The organism is Nonomuraea sp. NPDC050733, from assembly GCF_040654215.1.
Classification (GTDB): Bacteria; Actinomycetota; Actinomycetes; order Streptosporangiales; family Streptosporangiaceae; genus Nonomuraea.
The window spans coordinates 55325-73230 of sequence record NZ_JBFAHO010000029.1; the positions used below are offsets into that span (position 1 = coordinate 55325).

Genomic DNA, 17906 nt, shown 5'->3' on the forward strand with positions numbered 1-17906 from the left:
GTTGTCCTACGGCTTCTGGGCAGCGTCGCCGTCGACCCGGAAGCCGACCTGCCGGTACTGCTCTGGGGCGGGGGTGCCTTGCTGGACGACGCGGTCGTCACGGGCGCTGGCCAGGACCCAGAAGAGGATGGCCAGCGCCGTGAGACCGAGCAGCACGCCGACGAGAACGTAGATCAGCGGCTTCATACGGCGACGTCCTCGGCGGCGGTGCCGGCCTCGGCTTCCGCCCCCACTACCTGGGCGAACGTCCACGCGCCGACCAGCGTTGTCGACTGGAGGGCACCGCAGCAGCACCGCTTGAGCACGGCAGTCTGGTCCGACCCGAAGGCAACAGCCTTCAACTTGGAGACGGCCACCGGCGACCACCTGCACTGATGGCGGCGGCTCTCGCTGGACGCCAAATAGCTGAACACGATGACCCCGCCGAGAACGGCGATCACGCTGCCGACGATGACGGCCGTGTCGGGCACTCCGATCATTGGGCAACTCCCACCCCGCCGATGCCGGCGAGAGCGGCGGTGCCGCCCTCCTGGTCTCCCAGGAGGGCAGCCACCACCTCGACGGTGAGGTACGCCCGGCGCGGCTCAAGAGCCTGCTGGAGGGCGGTGATCGTCGGCAGCTCGACCTCTTCCTGGCCGACCTGCCACACGATCGTGTCGTTGACATCTCGGGCGTACGCGGTGAACGTGTGCCGCCTGGCGTCCCACGCTGCGAAGACCCGGAGCCCGCCCCACCCTCGGAACTTGCGGTGTTGCATCAGCTCGTCGGCCTCTGCGCCTGCTGAATCAGGCCGAGGAACCCCTGCCCAACGGTGAACTTCGGCTTCCACCTCTCCGGCACGTCGACCGATTCGCCGGTGCGCGGGTTCCGCGCCGTGCGGGCCTCCTGGTGGACCAACTCGAACTTGCCGAAGTTGACGAACTGCACCTTCTTGCCCCTGGCCACCTCCTGCTGGATCGCGTACAGCGTCGCCGTGACGGCCTTCTTCGCAACCTTCGCCTCAAGGTCGGTCGCGTCCGCGACCAGAGCCGCGATGTCGTCGAGGTTGCTGGTCTTCTTGTCGCTCATGCGTCCTTCTTTCGTGATCGTGGTTGTGCTGGGGTCAGTGGCCCGGCGCGGGCGCCGGGGTCCGGGCGGGCGGGTTGAACGCGTCCATGCTCGGCATGGGCGTGCGGCCGTCGTCGACGAACTGCAAGTCGCGGGTCTGCTCGGCCTGGGCCTCCTGCGGGGGGTTGACGATGGCGAGGCCGTGGCCGGCGCAGTTCGGGCAGCCGTTCCCCTGGCAGGTCTGGCAGGGCCGGTTGTCCACCCGGTAGCAGGGCGCTTCCTGGCGGTGCACGGTGAACGGCGCGGACGTGTCGCCGCACATGCACTGCTTCTGCGCGGCCTGGGCCGGAGCCGGGGCCGGGGCCTGCGTGGCGGCGGCCAGTTTCCGCTGCTCCTCCTGGTTTTCCAGGAACGCGATGCGGGCCTGCAGGTCGCGGAACGCCTTGTCAGCCTCAGTCGAGATCTTCAGGTAGAGGTTGGCAGCCTCCCGCAGCTTGCTCACGTCCGTGGCCGACGTGGGCAGCCGGTAGTCGCCGATCGACAGCGCCGCCTCCGTCTCGTACCGGACGTAGGTGACGCGGTCGGGTGTGAGCTCGTCGGTCTGCACATAGATGGGTCGCATGAGGTTGGTTCTCCTTGGGGGGTTGGGGGCCCGCCTTGGGTGTGGGGGCCGGGGCCGAAGGGGGATCAGTTCGCGGCTTGCTGGGCGCGGGCTTCCTGGATCTGCGCGATCATCGCGTCGTAGGTGGCGGTGTCGCCGCCGGCGGACTCCAGGACGTCGATCGTGTCCTCGATCTGCTGCGGCGTCGGCGGGGCGGCCATGGTCACGTTGACGCCGGTGATGATGCTGATGTCGCGCAGCATGTCCTCGCCGGTGATGCCGAACACACCGAACAGGTTCAGCATGTGGGTGCGGCGTGCGGCCGGGTCCTGCTGCTGGGCGGCGGCCTGCTTGGGCTTGCCGGGGTTGGTGATCGGCATGCCATTGAGATGCGCCATCACCGTGTCGGCTTCGCTCTCGGTGAGGTCCGCGGTGGACTCGACGGGCCGCTTGACGGTCTCGGTCAGCCACGCCGCCTTGGCGGCCTTGTTCGCCGCAGTGCTGCCCTTGCCGGTGGCGGAAGCGATGCCGCGCTCGCCGATCATGATGTTCATCCGGGTCAGGCGTTCCTTCGCCACCGGAGGGTCGTCGACGATGTCGGCGTCCACGATCTCGTCGTCCAGCGGTACCGGCACGTCTTCCGCGCCGTGGCCGGCGGGGGGCTGCTCGGGCGGGGCCTGCTCGTCCGTCGAGGGCTGCTCGGGCTGGATGTGCTTGAGGAACGCCTGCAGCTCGGCCGCCGTGGCGTCCTCGATACGGCGACCGCGGGAGAAGTCCGCGAACTCGCCGTGCAGCGCCTCCATGTCGCCGCCCTCCCAGGCGGTGACGACGGCCTTCCAAGCCTCGGTCAACTGGTCGATCTCCTTGGCGCGCTTGGCCGCTTCCGCCTCGATCTGCGCGCCGTTGGCCATCCACGCCTCGCGGTCAGCCTTAGCCTTCTTCCACAGGTGGACCACGGTGTCGCGGGTCTGTGCGACGCCGATGGCCGCGATGTAGTCGATCTGCTCGGGCTGGCCAGCCTCGATCGCCAGCCGGTCCTCCGACGCCCCGGCGCCGAGCTCGGCGTGTTCGGGCGCGGCGGCCATGATGCGGGAGGCCGCCTCCTGCGCGTTCATGCCCCGGATCGCGATTTCGACCTTGGTGTAGTGCTTGAGCTTGCCCTTTTCCCGACCGGTGCGGGGGACGAGCCAGAGGCTGACAGGGAGCGCCACCTTGTCACCGAACATGCCGCGCATCATGTCGACGAAGCCCGGCAGTTCCGCTCCGGCGTTCGCGCCCTTCGTCTCCAGCAGAAACGTCCCGATGTCCTGGACCCGAGGCACCCAGAAGTTCAGACGGGTGTACAGCTTGCACGCCTGCTGCGCTGGTGCGTTCTCCCAGAACCGCGGCCCCCACGTCGCCTTGCAGACGCAGGGACGGCCGCCCAGGTTGTCGACGGTCTCGCCGTTGCAGCGGGCCTGCTTGCCGCCCCGGCTCCACTTCTCGTACGCCTGGTCGAGGGGGTCACGACCCGGCGGGATGATCGCGTCGAAGGAGGTCAGCTCGGGATTCATCAGCCGCCACTGCATGCCGCCGTCGCCCTGCGGCTTGAACTGCTCGACCTCGCCGCCGAAGATGTCGGCGAGTTGCCGGATGATGTGCTCGAACTCCGAGGTCGGGATGAAGAACTCCGACGCCTTCGGTCGACCCTCGAATGTGCCGAGGCGGAACCGGCCGATCGTGCGGAGTCGCGCCTGCCTGTCGAGAATGCGTCCGCCCATCAGGCTGCCTCCTCCTTGATCTCGTTGGTGTCGTCGTCGGTGGGGTCGTCGTCGACCAGGGTCAGCGGCTCGCCAATCACGCTCTTGGCCAGGCCGGTGTGGAACTCCGCGATGCGGCGGATGGTCTGGAAGATCTCGTACATGTCGTCGCCGCAGCGGGCGGGGTAGAGGTTGTAGCCCTCCGGACGCAGGTGCAAGATCACGCCGATGTGGTGCCGAGGCGGCAGTTTGATGCGCGTGCCGTCGCGCTCCCACCCCCACGGGGCGGCGCGGTACGCGCTCATCTGCAGGCCGGCCTCCGGGTAGACGCCGTGGACGGAGCCGTCGTACGTGGTCCCGTTGAGGGTGCCGCCCGTCTTGGTGTCGCCGGGGAAGATCGTGTCGGCGGGCACTCCGAGCTTGCGCGCAAGCGGCCGGGACCGGAACAGGTAGTCGAGCGTCCCGGCGTAGCCGTCTTGGTAGTGAGCGACGACCATCTCCGACGCCTCGAAGTCGATCTCCCACTCCTCGACCCACCGGTTGAAGTGGGTGATGTACGGCCGCAGCTCTTCATTGGCCAGCAACCGCACCGGCGCGGGCTCGCCCAGGATCTTGCACTCGACCAGCTTGTGGACCGCGCTGCCGATATCGGCCCGCTCGTCGCGGCGCCGGTTCGGCTCCTGCTTGAGCCACTTGATGAACTCGGCCCGGCCTTCCTCGGTGCGGGAGGCGTCGAGCATCGCGAACACGTTGTCCATCGCGGTCTCGGCGGTGACCTTGGCGTACCAGTAGGCGAGCCCTTCGTGCGCCGATCCCTGGTTGAGGATGGTGGTGACCGACCGCAGCAGCACGCCGGTCACGGGGTCCTTGTAGAAGCCGGACTTGCTGCGGTGCGGGATGCGCGCGGTGAGGATCGGAGCGCCGGAGCCGGTGCAGGGCAGCACGTCGCCCTTGTTCGCCTTGTGCTTGCGGATCCTGCCGGTCTTGTTGACCTTCTGCAGCTTGCCCGTCTTCTTGCACTCCTCCCCGGGGCAGGGGTAGAGGTCGGGGAACACCTGCTCTGCGGCCGGGTCCCCGTCGTCGGCCTCGCCGGTCAGGCCGTTGATCATCTCCTCTTCAGCGACAGCTGCGAGTCGGCTCACTTGCTGGTCTCCATCTCGTTCATGGCCTGCACGTACGGCTGCGACTTCTGGCCGCCGGGCCACGGGGTCTTGCGAGGCTCGCCCACCTCGACGCTGACGATCACGCCCAACGCGACGCCGATCAGGTCGTCGGCGTGCAGGCCCGCGTCCATGGGCGAGTGGCCGCCTTCGAGGAGTAGGTCGACGAGGAGCAGACGCAGCGGCCCGAACGCCGGGCAGGTCATGTGCCGCGCGGCGTGCATGGCCACGACGGCGTACTTCCGGTCGAACGGCAGGTCTGAGCCCTTCGAGACGTTGGCGCTAGCAAGAGTGCTTGCGTCAATGGTCATGGTCGTGGGGTCTCCTATGTGTGGTGCTGGTGGGTTGGTCACGAGACGGTTTGGGTGGACCGTCTACGTCGGGGGGGTGTGTCGACACCGTCGGCCAGCTCGTTGATGCGTGCGGTGAGGTCCGCCAGCTTGGCCTCCGCGTCCTGGATGGCCTGACGCGTTTCCGCCAGTTGCCGCTCAGCGGCCGTGAGCTGCCGGGGGACGAAGCCCTGCAGCAGGTACTCGGCCAGCACTGGCTTCGGGATGCGATAGCCGCGCTTTCCGGTGCGGATGTAGCTGAGCCGATTGTCCTGCAGGAGGTAGAGGACGGCGCGGTTGGTCACTCCGAGGACCTTCGCGACCTGCCCGACTTCGAGCATCTGCTCATCGTCCGGCACGGCGGCGTCGATGAGGTCGCCGACGATTCGCTCCGGCGTCGTTGCCGTGTTTGCGCTGGTCATTGGCACCTCCCGGGTCTTGTGATCTTCGCTCCGAAGATCATTGCACTTCCTGAACGACATTACCCGGTTGTTCGCGAAAATCAAGTCATTTCGCGAAGCTTCGCGAAGTCACGCGAAATTACGTTGTGTGACTGATCTTTCGCGAAAGGTCGGTAGGTTCGCGCACGTAACTGATACGGTGGCGCCGTGCAGCACAAACAGAAGACCACCGCAAGAACCGAAGGAGAGGCAGACCGTCATGCAGCAGCACGACACCGCCGCCCTACCCCCGGACGCCGCCCTCATCCAGCGGCTACGCACCGACCGCGGCCTCGAAGGCCCCCTGAGCGTCGCTCGCTGCGCCGAGATGCTTGGCACCTACACGACCAAGCCGTTCAGCGACCGCTCCTGGTCCGCCTACGAGCAGGGCAAGAGGTCCATCCCTGACCGCGAGTACGTCCTCATGGCCCTCGTCGTGGGCGCCACCCCGGAAGAGGTGAAGGCCGCCGGCCGCGACAAGGCCAGCGAGCTCCTCCGCCAAGAGCTCGACCGGCGCCGCGCGCCTGCCGAGCTGAGCGGCGCATCCGCGCGGACAACCGAGCGGATCGAGGCCGCAATCGCCCAAATTCGGACACTCCCCTTCAGTGAGGAGACGCAGAACGAGATGATCCAGGTACTCCTGCAGCAGGTGGATGCCCTGCTCGATCTACACAACAAGCAGGTGGACATCATGCGGCAGGAAACGTGACGCAACGGAATCCCAAGATCGCTGGACCGATGAAGCTCCATCGCGATCGCGTCGGCTTATCTGGCCCTGGGTACGACGACGCCCGGCCAGGGTTGTCCCCTGTCCGGGCGTCGCTGCATTCCGGAGGGCTACAGCAGGTACTGCGACGCAGCCGCGTGCGTCACCGCCCAGGCGAAACGGTCTCGACGTGAGGCTGCCTCCGCTGGAGCCGCCTCCACGCCGACCACACCTTGATCAGCCACTTCGCTTCCTCTGTGACACTCTCCCCGACCGTCGCCGGCGGTCCGACCTCGACGGGCTTGGCGGCCCCGGCTTCCTTCGCTGCCAGTGCCGCCTGCATCCGAACTGCGGTCTTGCGCATGTCCCCGCCGTCCTCACCCTCTTCGGCCGGCGAGTAGGCCAGCAGGTCGCGCAGCGCATCCTGGCATTCCACCACCCTCCGGTGCAGCCGCACCTGCCAGGGCGCCCGCTTGAGCTGCTGCAGCACGACGTCACTGTTGACGGTCGTGAGCAGCTTCCACAGGCCGCTCAGCCGCGTGTACAGCCACCACGCGCGCAGGTCGGACAGGCGGCGGCCGGCGGCCTGCCAGGTCATCCCCAGCACCAGGATGACGGTGCCGGGCATGATGAACGCGGCCCGGTCCACGCCGAGGTCGTAGTGGATCAGGCCAGCGATACCGGCCAGCGAGTACACCGGGGAGAGGCCGAACACCACCGAGCCGATCGACATGAGCCACAACTGGGTGCGTAGCGGTCCGGTGGCTTTGCGCGCCGCGCTGGCGCAGATGGCCGTCATGAACAGCATGACGGCGCCCAGGTAGATGTACCAGGCCAGGAAGTGGACCCACGGCGCCCACGTGCTGGTGAAGTCGAACCGCGCCGGGTCTGCGAAAAAGTCGGCGGTCTCCGCCCACCGGTAGGCGCCAGCTACGTAGGTGACGGCCAGCAGCGCCATGACCGCGATTCCGCTGTACACGTAGCCTCGGGTGTTCCGCTGGGCGGCCACCCCCGACATGAAGAGAATTACGCCGAGCGCGGCGGCGCCACCACACAGGCGCTTTGTCAGTGACGAGAGGGGGACGCCTGCAAGGGAGTCGAGGAGCGCGGCGACCTCTGGCCGTGCCACCACGAGTCCGGCGGCCAAGCCGAAATAGCAGATGAGGAGGCCGATGTCCTGGGGGGTCTCGCGCTGGCGTAAGCGCGACACCGCGACCGCGCAAACGACCAGCGTCACTAACCAGTAAATCATTACATACCGTCCAATGCTGATTGAATCCGGGCAATTCGCCCTTGGGGGGTAGTGTCATCGGGGAAAAGGCCAGCGACCGCGAAAGTGCCGTACAGCTCGGCCCAGCCTTCTTCCTCGTCGGCGTAGTTGGTGCGTGCCCGGTACATCGCCAGGCGGGCTGGGTCCAGGTCGGGCATGAGTGCGGACAGCCGGGCGAGAGCGTCTTCCTCGTCGCGCAGGCCGTGCCCGAACTTGCGGCTCGGGTCGGCCATCAGCATGTGCCCTACCTCGTGGGCGACGATCTGCCGGCGTTGGGAGCCGGTCGTGCCGCGCGGCACGTGAATGTGGTCGACGCCGTTCTCGAAGCGCCACATCCCGCACACGTCCACCGGCAAGTCGTCCTCGTGCAGGTGAAGGGGGTTGCCGCGGAACGCCTCCACGCGGGCCAGGTACGTGTCGACGTGGAAGGGCCTCGGCGGACGTACAGCGTTCAGCGCGGCACGGACAGGATCGGGGACGTCGAAACGGGAGGCAGGCATGTCAGCATGACCTTTCCGGCAAGCTGGTCGGCGAGCGGGTGAAGATCAGAAAGTACCGTCTTGCGAGGACAATCCTTCCTGCGCCCGGGTCTCCTCGATGACTTTCGCGATCTTCCTGCGGCCTTCCGGAGACAGCTCGGCCGACCGCAGCGCAAGGTCCTGTGTGCCTGTCTTGAGGAGCGCCGCCAGAAGATCCAGCTGCGACTCGACCCGTTCTCGCAAGGCCGCCAGCTCTGCGCTGTCATCGCTGGAGGACAGGTACTCGACGGGCACCCCGAAGAAGCCGGCGATCCCAATCGCTTTGTCCAGTGACAAGGTCGTTCGTTGCCCGGTGCGTAGTTGCGACAGGTATGCGTCGGTTATCGGCGTCCCGGCTGCTGTTATGGCTTCTGCGGCTTCTCGCAGCGAATAGGGTTCGCGGTCTGCCGGGTTGACCATCACCTCGAATAAGCGAGTCAGCCGGGCAGCCAGGGGCATCGCTTACTCCGTTCGGGCCTGCGGCACTAACTACAGTTGACAAATCCAAGATGCTAGCGGAAACATACACCGGGCCGGTCGCTAACACTAGTTAGTGTCAGCCGCTCGGCACCCCGCAGCCTGCATCGCGCGGACGCGCCGGCCGTCAGGTGTGTCCACCCGAGGGCAACTCATGCACTACGCAACCAAGAACTGGCTGCAAACGTATCCAACGCCACCTACTGGGGGATTCTCTATGCTGCATGTGCTGCGCGCTGATCGCGCCTCGGCAACATCCGTGACGGTCGCCGTGCTCGGCTGGATCGGTGCCGCGGCCGCCACCATCTGGGTCGCCCCCAACCCGAACATGCTCAATCTCGCGGTCTACCTGCTGTGGCTGCACAGCTTCGCGATCGTGGCGACCGTGACCGCCGTGGCGCTGGTCGCGCTGCGGACGTTCCAGCGCATGATCGGCGACGCCAAGTTGGCGTACGCGATCGGGTTGGAGCACGGCATCGGCATCCGGGACTCGATCTCGACTCCCGGCTATGAACGCCTCAGGGATTCCGCGCCGTCGAGCTCCTAAGCGCGGAAAGCTCCGGCGGGGGCCGGAGCTTTCCGATGGCACTTCGGCGGGAGAACTACTCGTCCTGCTGCGTGAGTTCCGACACGACTTTCAAGATGGTGTAGAGCGTGAAGCCCTCTCCCTGAGGGTCGGCCTCCTTGGTGATCTCCACCATGCGGCGACGGGTCACCAGGGACTTCTTGTCACTGGCGGGCACCCCTTCGGGCCGACCCGCCGCGGCAATGAGAGCCTGGTTGAACTTCTCGGTCGCCTCGCCAATCGTCTTGTAGTAGGCGCGGGCCGCCTCCAGGAGAGCCTTCTCGGCGGCGGCTCTCTGATCGGCCGGGGGGAGCCGCCCCGGGTTGGGGTTCTTCATGAACATCATTCTGCCATGCCTCGTTTTGTTTTCGCGCCAACCTTCCGGAATTGGCGACGCCGACCCACCAGCTCGGCCACGTGCTCCTCGTACTCCTCCTCGGTCCACAAGCTGCCGCACCCTCCGACGAACTCGCGCGCGTCACACTCGATGTACCGCTCCCCCGCCACCCGGATCAGCGCCCGCTTGCCGCACGCCCGGCACGGCCCGACGAGTTCCTGCACGTGGACAGCCCACGGCGCGAGCCCATGCGCCCACCGGCGCAACGCCCCGACCTCGCCGATCATGTCGTCGATCCACGGCTGGCTGGTCGCCCAGTCCAGATGCCGCAGCAGCCACGCCGACAGCTCGTCGACGTCGGCTCTCTGCGGATGGACCAGGCCGCGGTGCTCAGCGATCAGCCACGCCCAGTTCTTCAGCGTCGACGGGATCGACGGCGGGCCGACCTGGTCGTCATCGTCGCCATGGATCGGCGTCGCCCCCTCGTGCAGCATCGACAGCACATCGAGCCGTGACGGCGTGCCGGCCTCCTGCGATCCGGATACCTTGTCCCCGCCGCCCTGGCCCGGCGTCTTGTGCTGCTCCAGCCACCGCATGAGCAGCGGCGTGATGTCCAGGTCACGTCGCAGCCTAATCGTGCAGGTCGCGCAGATGAGACGCCCGGCCGCTGCCTGGCGGGGTGCGCCTCTTCCGCAGCGAGGGCCGATGCATAGCGGGTTCGTGTCGGTCGCGGGCAACACGGGTCCTTCCCAACGTCCAAGAGGGGTAGCGAGCCGTACCGCTGTCGCTAGCGATACAGCTCGCATTATCGGACTACCGTACGTCCTCCCTGGCGGCGGCCCCGTTCGCCTCTGCCATCGCCTCGTACGACTCGTACAGCTCCGGCCAGTTGTCTCCCCGGTCCAGCGCCTCCATTGACAGCCTTCCCTCCATCACCGCGACCCGGACACCCATGTGGTTGTGGCCCTCGACCACGAGCCACCCCGCGCACGCCAGGTCCTCCCCCGTGCCCGGGTCGCCGACGTGACAGCCGAACATCGGCGCCCCCGGCAGCGGCGGGATCCCGGCCGCGTCCGGCCGGCAGGTGGAGCGCAGCTGCTCGTACCGTTCGGCGGGGAACTTCCCGAGCGGGGCCTTGACCTGCCAAGGGCATTCGCCGCACGGGTACTTGCGGTGGGGCATCCCGTCACTGCTCACTCTTCGTCCTCTCGCATGACCTGGATAATGCCGCTGATCTCTTCGCACTGGCGCTCCAGCGTTCGCCGCTCCCCCGGCGTCATCTCGGCCAGCAGCGCGCGGACGTAGTTCACGTCCCGCGCGCCCACGGCGAGCAGAACCTCCGTCTCCACGAACGGCGTGCCGTACTTCCTGGCTTCGGTGATCACGCTGCCACCCTTCTCTTGGCCGGGCGCCGCTTGGCCACCATCACCCGGCCTGCCACCTCGAAGCACGCCAGCAGGCCGCCGTCCCACTCCTCCGCGAGGCGAAGCGTGTAGAGCACCCGATCGAACTGACACACCACGTCCACCTCGAGGCCGGAATCTGCGGGGACGGTCAGGGGCCGGTGGCAGCACGGCAGCTCGGTGACCACGCGGTCGGAGCCCTCTTCCTGCGTGGTGTGCCGCTGCACGATCATGCCGGGGTCGTCGTAGAGCTGCTCTACGGTCACGGGCGTGCTCGCCGAGACGACCGTGGCTGGCGGCGGTGCCAATTCGGCCATCGTGTTGCGCTTCATCACGACGTACTTCCTGGTGTCCAGCGCTTGGAGCAACTGGTCAGCGATGCGCAGCCGGTAGTCCTCCTCAGCGAACGGCCCCAGCGCTTCGCTGCGCTCCAGCTCGTCGGCGAGCACGTGCGCCACTTCGGTCCAGGTGCTCATCACACCATCCCGTACTTGTTGTCAATCTGGTCCCAGACGGCGATGCCGAGCTCGACCATGGCCTCGGGGTCGCCGAAGAAATCCAGCGCCCAGTTCAGCGGGTTCGGCTCTTCCCAGGCCGTGCTCGCGCAGGCCGCGGCGGCGAGCTTGACCAGCTCGCGCACCTGGTCGTCGGTGAGACCCAGACGGGTCAGGTCGACGCTCACAGGGAGTTCCTTTCTTCGGCGGTGAGGGGGAACCGGGCGGCTAGCGCCCGGATGATGTCGAGGGCGATGCGCCGGTCCTCGGCCTCGTCGTAGTCCTCGGTGTGGCTGTAGGTCGTGGTCCCGGTGCCGGTATCAAGGTCGTAGTCGTCGCCGTACTCGACGTCGAATAGCTCCGGCCGGTTGGGCATGTGGTCCTGCCAGTCTCCGCCGTAGTGGTCAGCGTCTTTCCGCGCCCGATCCAGGACGTCCTGAATCTCGACCCACGCCCTCTCCAAGGTGAGGGGGTTCTCGTACTCGCCGTTGATCGTGGCGGCCTGCACGCTGACCATCTCGGACGGCTGGCCGGGCCGGGCGCACAGCAAGCCGGCCACCTCGGCGATCTCTTCGCGGGTGATGTAGCCGGACGCGCTCATCGGTTCTCCAGGTCGCGGATGCGCCGCTCCAGCTCCTCGGCGCGGTTCTCCGCCGCCCACCGGTTCGAGTCCACCGTGCGGGACAGCATGTCGACCTCGTGCCGCACGTCGTCGACGGCCCGCTGCGCGTCCCGCGCGGCCGAGCAGTCCTCTCCGTAGGCGTAGCTCATGCCTGCGTTCCTTCCTGCGGTTGTACGAATCGGGCGTTGTCGGGGTATCGGTGCCGCCACTCGGCCGGCACGGTGCCCTGGTGCCAGAGGTTCCGGGTCGTGGCCTTCCGGCCGTCGAACCACTCGATGCCGAAGCGGCGACCGCCGAAGCCGCGGAAGCCGCCGGTGTCGCCGCCGATCGTGTAGTGCTCACCGTCGACCACGACCCGCGCAGTCGGGTCGGCGGCGCTCTCCAGGTAGCCGCCGGGCCCCCAGTACGGGGGCATGTCTGGGGCCTCTTCCTCGTTGGTGGTCACCGGTGGATCCCGTGCGTGATGCCGTCGTGGACGTCCCGGACACAGCGGGCGTCGCCCAGCGCGGTGTGCTTGGTCGCGGGGTCCTGGTGGACGCTAACGAGCTCCCAGGCCAGCACGTCCGTAGCACCTTCTAGCCAGTCGCGTATGTGCGCTGCAGGCTCGGACCCGAACGCCTGGTCCACCTTGCCGCCGTGGGCTGCCAGGCGTCCGTAGACGTAGCCCTTCAGCATGGCCCGGACGTCGTCCATCCGGTGCGACGCCGTGAACGCCTGCCCATTGGCGTGCAGGAACGCGCGCAGGAAGTCCCGGTCGTGGCGGGGGTTGTTCGCCACGATGGTCGCGCCGTCGAGGTGCCAGGCGAGCTGGAGCGCGATGCCGGCCGCCGTCTCGTTCTTCATGACCGTGCCCACAGGGGCGTCGGGGAACTCTGTCCCACACATCAGCTGTACGCCGGTGCCGATCGGCAGGTCACAGACTTGGCTCCTGTCGTAGTACTTGCTGATCAGCAGCGCCTTGGGGTCGGCGGTGGTGAGATCGGGCCTCACCTGCCACCAGAACTCCAGGTCTCCTCCGTCGGGGAAGTCGGTGTCACGGACGATCAGCGCGACCTCCCAGAGGTGGCCGAACTCGGGGTCGAGGTGGGTCGTCTCCGTGTCCAGGTAGACGTACTTCACGGGTGTCCTCTCGGTGGGGTCATAGCTCGGGGAAGAGGTCGAGCTGTCGAGGGTTGGCGGCTTCCTCGGCGTGGCGGGCGAGGTCGCGCGGGTGAGGTTCAGGTGTCTGGCCGACGTCACGGCAGTAGCTGACGCAGGTCCGGCCGTGGATGTCCTGGCAGGGCCGGGAGTAGATGCAGATCGGGTGCTGGCAGAGGCTGTGTTCGTAGACGTGCTGCCTGGTCCACGGCTTGTTCTTCTGGCCGCACTCAACGCACTTCACCGGCCGGGCTCCTTGTCGAGCCACGCCCTGACGAACGGGTTGAGCCGGGCGGCCACGATCTCGTCGACCGGTCGCAGGTCGAGGCTGTTCTGGCCCTGCTCCTTCGCGGAGACCCAGAGTTGAAGGATCTGCGCGAGCGACGCCGTCAGCTCAGCCGTGAGGCTCCCCGGCGGATAATCCCGGTCGATCGCCTCCAGGAGGCGGGAGTAGTCACGCAGGTCCATCAGCGTGCGGTACTCAGCGGTGCCGGCCTTGAGGGGGAACTTGCGCCAGTGGCCTTGCCGGGTCCACAGGATGACGTTGCGCTTGTCGCGGTCGTAGTCGGCGCCCTGGATGGTGAAGCCGTAGCCCCACCGGCTGACGTACGGGGTGATGTACTTGCGCGGGATGTGGTGCTCCCTGCACGGCAGGAGCATGTCGTATCGGAGGCCGCGGACGACATCGGACGTGTCGCCGTCGACGTAGTCCATCGGTACGGTGCGGTGCGGCGGGTCGAGGATTGCTTGGCGCATTGGATCTCCGAAGGGTGGGGCGGGTGGCCCGGCGCGCGGCCGGGCCACCCTGGATAGGCGTCAGCCAGAGTGCTTGCGGAGCAGGGTGACCAGGTCGGCGCAGAAGGCGTCGTCCTGGCCGAAAGTCAGCGCGTAGCTCAGGCCGTCCCGGTCGGAGTAGACGGACAGGCGTCCCTTGCCGCCGGGGCCGGAGAAGCTAATGAGTTCGCTGTCGTAGAAGCGGTTGGTGTTCGTGGGGGTGTACTCACTGCCGGGGAGTAGCGCGACAATCCGTTCGGCTTCGGCCCGCCGCATGGACCGCTGAGCTGCCTGGTGGGCTTCCATCCGCCTTTGCGAAGCGAGTTGGTTGCGGTAGTACGGCAGGACGTTGCGGCCGAGCTGGGCCGCCACGGCCTTCGGGGAGCGGGTCAGCGCCGCGGTGGTGGTCGTGCCCTTCTCAAACGACAGGCACGCCGGGTCCGACAGGTCGGCCTCCAGGCGAAGCCCCATGAAGGTGACCTTGTTGTTGTGGCACTCGCTGAACGTGCGGTGCAGGAGTGCGATCCGCTCGTCACCGTTGACCAGGACGATGGCGGCCTTCTCCCACTTCTGCGGGAACGTCTGCACCTCGAACGTCTCGGGGAGGTGCTGGGCGACATCGGAGGCGAAGGCCGCGACGCGTGCGGCGTCGCAGTAGCGGATCACAGGTTCTCCTCGCTGGTGTGGGCGGGCATCTGGGCGTCTCGCACGGGCGGCGCCGCCGAGGCGGCGGAGATCGGCCGCCGATCGGGGGCGCGGTGGTCGTTCCGGTGGTAGCGGGCCAGCTCCTCCGCGGCGGCCTTGACCACGCTGGTGTGACTGGCCCACGGGCCGCCGTCGACGCCGAGCGTGCAGCCGGGCGTGTGGCAGACGGCCTGGTGCCGGGGCTTGCCGTCGACCTCGACCGGCTCGATCTTCACAACGATGCGGGCCATCAATTGCTAGCCTTTCCGCTTGCATCAGTGGGCTTCATGGTCCAGTCCGTCCAGCCGGTGCCGTCCATGCCGATCCTGTCGGGGGCGACGACGCGCATGCCGTCGCAGGCGATCCCGACGAACCAGCCGATGTTCTGGTGCGCGCTGTCGTCCGCGGCTGGTTGGACGCCGCAGACCGGGCAGGTGAGGGTCAGCCACCGCGTGAGGTGCTTGGGGCCTTCGTCGATGTGGATGGCCAGGTTGGCGAGGTAGCCGGCGTCGTCGGAGAAGAACGTGTACTCGCCGAGGACTTCCCGGTCGCTGGCGCCGAGGAAGTGGTCTTCGATGTCGTCGGCCCACTGCTCGGTGTTGGAGTCGAGGTAGGCGGCCAGCTCATCCGGGGTTACGCCGACATGGACCTCGACCTCCATCTCCCGCTCGTAAGTGACCAACTCCTCGACCCGGATCCGGACCCTGCGGGTCTCGCGGGGCAGGGCCGCCTCGACCTCGTAGGGAGGGATCGGTTCATAGCAGCGGGGGTCCGTGACGGTGGTGTGGTCCCACAGATCGGGGCGGCCGTCCGTGGCCAGGTTGCGGATAGGGCCTCCGCACCTGGTGCAGGTCGATTCCGTGTTCTCCACGGTTCTCCTTCGGGTTGGTCGGAAGGCGGGCGCTGGGTGGCGCCCGCCCCTGGGGAAGTTAAGCGCTGATGGAGTGCTGGCTGCCGGAGCCGAGGCGAGCGCCGCCGAGGTCGGCGCGGTCGCCTGCTTCACGGCCGGCGTAGTAGGCGGCTGCGTCGCCGACCTTCCGCGCCTTGATGGCGCCGGTGTTGGGCGTCATGCGGTTGAAAAAGTCGTCGACGGCAGTCTTCCGGTCGCGCAGGACGAGGTCGGTGGAACGGCCTTCGATGTGCGCGGCTTCGGCGGTGGCGGCCTTGTTGGCCTCGCGGAGCTTCTCGCCGACGCGGCTGGCGAATCCGGCCATAAAGCTCTTGCGGGCGGTGCTGAGGCCCTTGCGTCCGGTGGACGTGACGTGGGCGACTTCCTTGAGCATCTGCAGCGACAGGGAGGCGTAGAGCATCTGAACGGCTTCGAGGTCGCTCTGGTAGCCGGACACCATCAGGTACGTCTTGCCGTTGAGCTTCCACTGCAGGACGCGGCACTGCTTGGCGCTGGTGATGGCGGTGAGGAGCAAAACGCGCTCGGCCTGGTGGGTCTTGTCGACGATGAGGGGGATGCTGCCGAGGTCGTCGACGATTTCTCCGGCGGCGGCGAGGTGGGCGCGTTCGATGCCGTACTTGGCCATGAGCTTGTAGGCGCGCTCGCGGTAGGTTTCGGCTTCTTCAGGGCCGGTGCCGGGGTGTTCCGCGACGGCGAGGAGCTTGCGGATGAGGTCGAGCTTCTTCTCGGGGGCGGCGGTCACTTGCCTGCCTTTCTGGGTTGGTTGCGAGCTGTTTTGCTTGCGTGAGTTGGGTATTGCTCACGTTCGCTTGCGTTTTGATCTTGGTTATTCTTGCATACTCGTTCCGTTTTCGCAACGACCCATAGAACGCGCTGAAACGCCCCTGGGCCGACGTAAGAGGCGAGATGATCAGTAGACGCACGAACCATGATCAGCAACGCCCACGCTGGCTCTGAGCGTCGCGCGCGCACGCTTCTAGCGTCACTCCGGAGGACGCTTCCCTCGCGTCCACCCTCTCAATGGCCACCCGAAACGCAAGCAACGTCACTTGCAGAAAGAACCGAAGCACGGAAAGGTAGGTGGCGACACCACGCCCGCCGTCAAGGAGACACCGCCGCCCATGGCCCGCTCAACCCAAGCCGCCACCGCCCGCAAGGCACTGGTCAAGCAAGCGGAACAGCAAGCGGCATCGCGCGTGCGCACCAAAAGCCGCCAGGACAAACCAACCCTCGCTACCCGCATCAGCTACCAGACCAACGAACGCCTCACCTACGCCAACCAAGAGACCGGTCTCGGCATCTCCGGGATCGTCGAAGCCGCCCTCGTCGACTACCTCGGCTTCCTCGGCATCCCCGCAGACGCCGAGCCACCCCGCAACCCAGACGGCAGTCGCCCCAAGCGGGAACGCAGCGTCAAGAAGCGCATCCGCCGATCCAAGGACGAAGTCGACGACGTGTCCATTGGTCCACGCATCACCCGCCAAACGGACGACCGGCTCACCATCGCCTGCTTGGACACCGCCACCGGCCCGCAGGACATCGTGGAGACCGCCCTCAAGGCATGGCTGCGTAAGCGAGGCATCCCGCTTTACCCGCAAACGCCTGGCGTTTGACAACCGCAAACACCGTCCCTCCTCGGGGGTTTACCAGAGCGTCTTCAGCGTGGATCCCGGAGAGGATTGGCGATGCCGCAAGAGCACGACTTTCACTTTCCGGTAGTCCGCAACGGCATGGATTATCTGGCCAGCGTGATGGAATGCCTGTCTCCTCCGGTCGAGGCGCGTGACACAAAGTACGCCGTCCTCCACCTCCAGGCCGCCACGGAAGTATTACTGAAGTGGCCACTAATCCGACGTGACTGGCGTCTGGTGGTTATGCCCGACGAGCAGACCGGGTTAATCTGTGACGAAGCAACCTTTCGCCGAGGCGAGTTCCGCAGCATAGGTCTCGGCTTGGCCATCAAACTCCTCAACGAGGAGGTGGATATTAAGATCCCAGGCCGTGCGAAGAGGGCGATCCGCCGTTTGAGTAACAACCGGAATCAGCTTCAGCACCTGGGAATGTCGGGGTCCGCTACGGCCATACAGGCCAGCGCGGCGAAGGTGCTGGACTTCCTGCTCGACTTCATTCGCCACCACCTGCGGGACTACCTGGACCCAGACGACACTGCATACGTAGACCAGCACATGACCTCCGTGCGCGAGAGCCTGAAAGACGTGCGGACGCTGATCGATATCCGGATGGCCCGGATTCGGTCCGATCTGGGTGATGCTGCCGGCTGGGCAGTCGAGTGCCCCGAATGTGGGCAGGACGCGATCACGATCGACACATACAATTGCACGGTTAGCTGTCTGTACTGCCATACCGAATGGGCAACTCCGGAAGAAGCAGCAGACGATTACTGCTGGGGCGTACTGAACCTTTCCGAATATCGGCAGGTCAAGACTGGCGGCATGCCCCCAGTCCGTTACTGCCCCGGATGTGGCACCAAGTCCCTGGTTCCTGGAGCGGTGCTCGCCAGAGCGAAGGACGCTCCGGTGGCCCTGTGCTTCGGCTGCAGTGAGGCGTTCGCCGAGCTGGCCGAATGTCAGGGCGGGTGCGGAGACCTGACGACCGACATCGATACCGGGATGTGTTCCCGTTGCCTCGCCGCACGCTTCGAGCGGTTCTGAATTGGCTGACACCCACGCCCG

Annotated in this window: 32 protein-coding genes; 4 read left to right on the forward strand and 28 right to left on the reverse strand. The window is 66.9% G+C overall.

All coding sequences use genetic code 11. From position 1 onward, the window contains the following. Nucleotides 1-6: 6 nt before the first annotated feature. The 9 genes from AB0H64_RS32645 to AB0H64_RS32685 form a co-directional block, all read right to left on the reverse strand. A complete protein-coding gene (locus tag AB0H64_RS32645; RefSeq protein ID WP_357632337.1) occupies nt 7-186 on the reverse strand; it encodes a hypothetical protein in 180 nt (59 codons plus the stop codon). Continuing rightward, nucleotides 183-479: a hypothetical protein gene (locus AB0H64_RS32650; protein WP_357632339.1), complete on the reverse strand. Its 297-nt coding sequence runs from the start codon at nt 477-479 to the stop codon at nt 183-185. Before AB0H64_RS32650 ends, AB0H64_RS32645 begins: the two co-directional genes overlap by 4 nt. Then, nucleotides 476-757, reverse strand: coding sequence for a hypothetical protein (locus AB0H64_RS32655; protein ID WP_357632340.1), 282 nt, complete (start codon nt 755-757; stop codon nt 476-478). The genes AB0H64_RS32650 and AB0H64_RS32655 overlap by 4 nt, the downstream gene beginning before the upstream one ends. Further along, the gene (locus tag AB0H64_RS32660; protein WP_357632342.1) at nt 757-1068 is read right to left on the reverse strand and encodes an HU family DNA-binding protein; all 312 of its coding nucleotides are present in this window, start codon (nt 1066-1068) and stop codon (nt 757-759) included. The genes AB0H64_RS32655 and AB0H64_RS32660 overlap by 1 nt, the downstream gene beginning before the upstream one ends. Nucleotides 1069-1102: 34 nt before the next feature. Further along, nucleotides 1103-1669, reverse strand: coding sequence for a hypothetical protein (locus tag AB0H64_RS32665; RefSeq protein WP_357632343.1), 567 nt, complete (start codon nt 1667-1669; stop codon nt 1103-1105). A gap of 65 nt (nt 1670-1734) precedes the next feature. After that, complete coding sequence (locus tag AB0H64_RS32670) at nt 1735-3408, reverse strand: hypothetical protein (protein WP_357632345.1); 1674 nt, start codon at nt 3406-3408, stop codon at nt 1735-1737. Beyond that, entirely contained in the window at nt 3408-4529 is a 1122-nt protein-coding gene (locus tag AB0H64_RS32675) for a hypothetical protein (RefSeq protein WP_357632347.1), read from the reverse strand. Before AB0H64_RS32675 ends, AB0H64_RS32670 begins: the two co-directional genes overlap by 1 nt. Further along, nucleotides 4526-4858 (reverse strand): hypothetical protein, encoded by a 333-nt coding sequence (locus tag AB0H64_RS32680; RefSeq protein WP_357632349.1) that lies wholly within the window; start codon nt 4856-4858, stop codon nt 4526-4528. Before AB0H64_RS32680 ends, AB0H64_RS32675 begins: the two co-directional genes overlap by 4 nt. Before the next feature lie 38 nt (nt 4859-4896). Continuing rightward, nucleotides 4897-5298: an excisionase family DNA-binding protein gene (locus AB0H64_RS32685; protein WP_357632351.1), complete on the reverse strand. Its 402-nt coding sequence runs from the start codon at nt 5296-5298 to the stop codon at nt 4897-4899. A 238-nt stretch (nt 5299-5536) separates the two neighbouring features. On the opposite strand from AB0H64_RS32685, the gene AB0H64_RS32690 reads away from it, so the two are divergent. After that, nucleotides 5537-6025 carry a hypothetical protein gene (locus AB0H64_RS32690; RefSeq protein ID WP_357632353.1) on the forward strand — a complete coding sequence of 163 codons (489 nt, stop codon included), beginning with the start codon at nt 5537-5539 and terminating at the stop codon, nt 6023-6025. A 160-nt stretch (nt 6026-6185) separates the two neighbouring features. On the opposite strand, the gene AB0H64_RS32695 is transcribed toward AB0H64_RS32690, so the two are convergent. From AB0H64_RS32695 to AB0H64_RS32705, 3 genes are read right to left on the reverse strand one after another with little or no spacing between them, the layout of a single operon-like run. Then, the gene (locus AB0H64_RS32695) at nt 6186-7259 is read right to left on the reverse strand and encodes an MAB_1171c family putative transporter (RefSeq protein ID WP_357632355.1); all 1074 of its coding nucleotides are present in this window, start codon (nt 7257-7259) and stop codon (nt 6186-6188) included. A 14-nt stretch (nt 7260-7273) separates the two neighbouring features. Next, nucleotides 7274-7792: a hypothetical protein gene (locus AB0H64_RS32700; protein ID WP_357632356.1), complete on the reverse strand. Its 519-nt coding sequence runs from the start codon at nt 7790-7792 to the stop codon at nt 7274-7276. 45 nt (nt 7793-7837) lie between these two features. Then, nucleotides 7838-8269 (reverse strand): XRE family transcriptional regulator, encoded by a 432-nt coding sequence (locus tag AB0H64_RS32705; RefSeq protein WP_357632358.1) that lies wholly within the window; start codon nt 8267-8269, stop codon nt 7838-7840. 235 nt (nt 8270-8504) lie between these two features. Between AB0H64_RS32705 and AB0H64_RS32710 the strand changes: the two genes are divergently transcribed. After that, the gene (locus AB0H64_RS32710; RefSeq protein ID WP_357632360.1) at nt 8505-8834 is read left to right on the forward strand and encodes a hypothetical protein; all 330 of its coding nucleotides are present in this window, start codon (nt 8505-8507) and stop codon (nt 8832-8834) included. 55 nt (nt 8835-8889) lie between these two features. Here the strand turns inward: AB0H64_RS32710 and AB0H64_RS32715 are convergent, their stop codons facing one another. From AB0H64_RS32715 to AB0H64_RS32790, 16 genes are all read right to left on the reverse strand, one after another. Then, the gene (locus AB0H64_RS32715; RefSeq protein ID WP_357632362.1) at nt 8890-9189 is read right to left on the reverse strand and encodes a hypothetical protein; all 300 of its coding nucleotides are present in this window, start codon (nt 9187-9189) and stop codon (nt 8890-8892) included. Between the two features lie 5 nt (nt 9190-9194). Further along, on the reverse strand, nt 9195-9785 hold the full coding sequence (locus AB0H64_RS32720) for a hypothetical protein (RefSeq protein WP_357632364.1): 591 nt from the start codon (nt 9783-9785) through the stop codon (nt 9195-9197). Nucleotides 9786-10002: 217 nt separating this feature from the next. Further along, on the reverse strand, nt 10003-10386 hold the full coding sequence (locus AB0H64_RS32725; RefSeq protein WP_357632366.1) for a DUF6283 family protein: 384 nt from the start codon (nt 10384-10386) through the stop codon (nt 10003-10005). Next, the gene (locus tag AB0H64_RS32730) at nt 10383-10574 is read right to left on the reverse strand and encodes a hypothetical protein (RefSeq protein WP_357632368.1); all 192 of its coding nucleotides are present in this window, start codon (nt 10572-10574) and stop codon (nt 10383-10385) included. The genes AB0H64_RS32725 and AB0H64_RS32730 overlap by 4 nt, the downstream gene beginning before the upstream one ends. Next, nucleotides 10571-11068 (reverse strand): hypothetical protein, encoded by a 498-nt coding sequence (locus AB0H64_RS32735; RefSeq protein WP_357632370.1) that lies wholly within the window; start codon nt 11066-11068, stop codon nt 10571-10573. The genes AB0H64_RS32730 and AB0H64_RS32735 overlap by 4 nt, the downstream gene beginning before the upstream one ends. Next, on the reverse strand, nt 11068-11274 hold the full coding sequence (locus AB0H64_RS32740) for a hypothetical protein (RefSeq protein WP_357632372.1): 207 nt from the start codon (nt 11272-11274) through the stop codon (nt 11068-11070). Before AB0H64_RS32740 ends, AB0H64_RS32735 begins: the two co-directional genes overlap by 1 nt. Next, nucleotides 11271-11687 (reverse strand): hypothetical protein, encoded by a 417-nt coding sequence (locus tag AB0H64_RS32745; protein ID WP_357632374.1) that lies wholly within the window; start codon nt 11685-11687, stop codon nt 11271-11273. The genes AB0H64_RS32740 and AB0H64_RS32745 overlap by 4 nt, the downstream gene beginning before the upstream one ends. Next, nucleotides 11684-11857: a hypothetical protein gene (locus tag AB0H64_RS32750; protein ID WP_357632376.1), complete on the reverse strand. Its 174-nt coding sequence runs from the start codon at nt 11855-11857 to the stop codon at nt 11684-11686. Before AB0H64_RS32750 ends, AB0H64_RS32745 begins: the two co-directional genes overlap by 4 nt. After that, nucleotides 11854-12153, reverse strand: a complete 300-nt coding sequence (locus AB0H64_RS32755; protein WP_357632378.1) for a hypothetical protein — start codon at nt 12151-12153, stop codon at nt 11854-11856. Before AB0H64_RS32755 ends, AB0H64_RS32750 begins: the two co-directional genes overlap by 4 nt. Continuing rightward, nucleotides 12150-12827, reverse strand: a complete 678-nt coding sequence (locus tag AB0H64_RS32760) for a hypothetical protein (protein WP_357632380.1) — start codon at nt 12825-12827, stop codon at nt 12150-12152. Before AB0H64_RS32760 ends, AB0H64_RS32755 begins: the two co-directional genes overlap by 4 nt. Nucleotides 12828-12846: 19 nt before the next feature. Further along, nucleotides 12847-13089 carry a hypothetical protein gene (locus AB0H64_RS32765; protein WP_357632382.1) on the reverse strand — a complete coding sequence of 81 codons (243 nt, stop codon included), beginning with the start codon at nt 13087-13089 and terminating at the stop codon, nt 12847-12849. Then, on the reverse strand, nt 13086-13601 hold the full coding sequence (locus AB0H64_RS32770) for a hypothetical protein (protein ID WP_357632384.1): 516 nt from the start codon (nt 13599-13601) through the stop codon (nt 13086-13088). Before AB0H64_RS32770 ends, AB0H64_RS32765 begins: the two co-directional genes overlap by 4 nt. A gap of 60 nt (nt 13602-13661) precedes the next feature. Further along, a complete protein-coding gene (locus tag AB0H64_RS32775) occupies nt 13662-14285 on the reverse strand; it encodes a hypothetical protein (protein ID WP_357632385.1) in 624 nt (207 codons plus the stop codon). After that, complete coding sequence (locus tag AB0H64_RS32780; RefSeq protein WP_357632387.1) at nt 14282-14554, reverse strand: hypothetical protein; 273 nt, start codon at nt 14552-14554, stop codon at nt 14282-14284. The genes AB0H64_RS32775 and AB0H64_RS32780 overlap by 4 nt, the downstream gene beginning before the upstream one ends. Continuing rightward, nucleotides 14554-15174: a hypothetical protein gene (locus AB0H64_RS32785; protein WP_357632389.1), complete on the reverse strand. Its 621-nt coding sequence runs from the start codon at nt 15172-15174 to the stop codon at nt 14554-14556. The genes AB0H64_RS32780 and AB0H64_RS32785 overlap by 1 nt, the downstream gene beginning before the upstream one ends. A 58-nt stretch (nt 15175-15232) precedes the next feature. Then, entirely contained in the window at nt 15233-15955 is a 723-nt protein-coding gene (locus AB0H64_RS32790; RefSeq protein ID WP_357632391.1) for a DUF2786 domain-containing protein, read from the reverse strand. A 379-nt stretch (nt 15956-16334) separates the two neighbouring features. Here AB0H64_RS32790 and AB0H64_RS32795 point away from each other — a divergent pair, with 379 nt between their 5' ends. Both AB0H64_RS32795 and AB0H64_RS32800 read left to right on the forward strand, forming a co-directional pair. Next, nucleotides 16335-16826 carry a hypothetical protein gene (locus AB0H64_RS32795; RefSeq protein WP_357632393.1) on the forward strand — a complete coding sequence of 164 codons (492 nt, stop codon included), beginning with the start codon at nt 16335-16337 and terminating at the stop codon, nt 16824-16826. A 72-nt stretch (nt 16827-16898) separates the two neighbouring features. Beyond that, entirely contained in the window at nt 16899-17885 is a 987-nt protein-coding gene (locus AB0H64_RS32800; protein ID WP_357632395.1) for a hypothetical protein, read from the forward strand. Nucleotides 17886-17906: the final 21 nt, after the last annotated feature.